At 44.9% G+C, this 2,515-nt stretch carries 2 protein-coding genes; both read right to left on the reverse strand.

What is annotated here, in order from left to right:
* Nucleotides 1–10: 10 nt before the first annotated feature.
* Complete coding sequence (locus E1163_RS19920) at nucleotides 11–1,255, reverse strand: hypothetical protein (protein WP_155174219.1); 1,245 nt, start codon at nucleotides 1,253–1,255, stop codon at nucleotides 11–13.
* Nucleotides 1,252–2,325, reverse strand: coding sequence for a hypothetical protein (locus E1163_RS19925; protein ID WP_155174220.1), 1,074 nt, complete (start codon nucleotides 2,323–2,325; stop codon nucleotides 1,252–1,254). The genes E1163_RS19920 and E1163_RS19925 overlap by 4 nt, the downstream gene beginning before the upstream one ends.
* Nucleotides 2,326–2,515 lie beyond the last annotated feature (190 nt).

Raw genomic sequence — 2,515 nt, forward strand, 5'->3', positions numbered from 1 at the left:
TTGTAAGTAATCAGTGACCAGTAATCGGTACTTTTGTAATCAAAAACCTCACCCCAGAAACCAGAAACAAAACCCCAACCGGCATCAACAACGACACCCAAAAAAGTCCTTCGAAGTAAAAGGGCAGCATACCCAGGCCTGCCATGAAAAGCGTGGGCTGGAGGAAAATAATCGCCTCGCTCAGGATGAAGCCAAGAAGGAAAAACACAATTCCGCTTTTGGCAAGCTTGCTGTTGATACTTATGAGGTTAACCTGAGCAAACCAGCCGATGAGGAATGTGCTGACAAAACCGAGGAAGACAATATGCAAATAGCCAATGGTGAAGTTGCGTACCGTAAAAGCCAGGTCAGCGATGGTAGGGAAGGCCGATGCAAATTGAAGGAGTATTTTAATGATAAATGATACATAAGCGAATTGGAATAGCCGTACTGTCCATGGCGTTAGTTTAGTTTGCATATCCTTTCCGGCTCTTTTGATGATCAGCATCAGATAAAATAAAGCCATGAGCTGCAAGATGGCTGATAAAAAACCTATGACATACACGTATGTATGAGGTTGCGTCCATAAGGTGGAAAGGCTGTATGCCGGTATGCAGGCTATCAACATCAGCCACAAGAAGCGGCGGGCATGACCATTAGAGAAAGCGATATCGTTGATCTCAAGAATTCTGAAAAAGAGTCCGAAAACTGCGAAACTAAACCAGCCGTCGTACTGGAAATGGAGGTAAAAGTAGATAGCCAACTGATAGAGATCAGATCCACCTAAGCCTTTGGCCATGATGGCACCCAGTGCAAACGGGCCGATGGATGACAGCACCATAAACAACAAGCCCCAGCGAATGAAAACCAAAGAAAGTGGACGGTTGTGAAGTTTATTGGTGTCCCTTAGAAATTTACCTGCAAACCAATATGACAATAAAATGTGCAACGTAGAAAAAGTAATGGAAGCTGCAGCATAGCCCTGTATGGGGAAAGTAATGAGCATCCCCATTACAGCCACCTGGAGCAGCCAGAACATGATCTTATATGTTTTTGCTTTTTCAGGAACATAGGTAAATACCAAAGCAGCAAAAAAGGCATTGAACAACCAGCCCAGGAAAGCGAGGTGAGAGTGGCCATGCAGGAAGTACTTAAAGTTGACTCCTTCTATCGGGTAGAAGAAAATCAAACGGAGCAAGCAGCCTAGGAACCCCACCAGGATAAGGTATACAAAAGACAAAAAGACCCATTTTTTGATCATGCGGCTGTTATTCATATAGCTAACTTGCTTTTTCTAATCCCTAAATAAATCAATACAGCCATAGAAACGAAAAATACTGCCATTGACAATCCGTTGACCATAGCCGCCCACATACGCAGGTCGGGCATGGATAAGAGATCTGCTATTATTCTTATCATCAATGAAACCTCTAATGCAAATGCCCAGAGGTATAGTGATGCATGGTAAGGTTTTACCCCTATACCCAAAACCCCGGGAAGGATTATCGGGCCGTGGGCAAAGATCATAGAGAATACGAAACCGATAAAGAAGGCGTGCAAAACCGCGTCATAAAGAAAGCCGTAAAGGTCGCCACTTAATATCAACGCACCCGTTGCTATCAACCAGCCATAGCCTATAAGCAAAAGCAGTGCGGAAAACCGGTGCTGCCCGTGCTTTTTGACCGACTTTGTGGCCATGTCAAACTTAAGCAGCCATATACCTGTGAAGATTAATCCAATGGCAGCCAGCAAGCGGCCATTGCCATGGAAGGGCATAATAATACCGGTTACAAAAACAGCCAGTGCTACCAGTAATATGAGTCTGCTGTTTTTCCTGATAGGCAAAAATTGCGTGAGCTCAAGCCTTTCACCGGTTATGATCAGGAGCAGAAAACCAATCCACCACGAAACAGCCAGTGGGTACATGTTGTAAGTGAGTAACATGAGATTGCCCACCAGCCAGCATAGCGATCCAGCAAAGAGTATGATCATGTATGATTGCTTGTACTTTTCAAGGAAGTACCCCATGATGATGGCCTGTCCCAGACTCCCTGCAGTAAGGGCAGCGAATGCCCAGGTGTCCATATCCAGCAGGAAAAACACGAGACTTATCCCGCTGAGGGCCGGAACGATCATAACCCAGTTCTTTTTCAGGACTACCGCACGCTCAAGACTGATCAGGGTACCGAGAAAGCTGCCCACCATAATAGCGCCATGCCTACCTGCAATGGGAGAGATGGGAAACGGGAAAGCCCAGCCTATACGTATCCATCCCGCCCAGATGCCTAAAAGAAGAGATATCAGGATAAGCGGCATTATGATGGGAAGTAATTTTCTGTTTTGCATAGTCCTTTGAATATTTTCAGGCTGCTTTATGCAAAAATAGACTGGGCAGGCCGGTGGTTTTATGACCAGAGTCATAGCCGGTGTTGATTATTGTAAGGTTGCAGTCTAAACATCACAATAGTTTGTGGAGTATTCTCTAACAGCGGGGAACAAAAAGATAAGTCTGATTATAATCCTCTCACTACTAAAA

Origin of the sequence: Fulvivirga kasyanovii (assembly GCF_009711405.1) — a bacterium.
Lineage (GTDB): Bacteria > Bacteroidota > Bacteroidia > Cytophagales > Cyclobacteriaceae > Fulvivirga > Fulvivirga kasyanovii.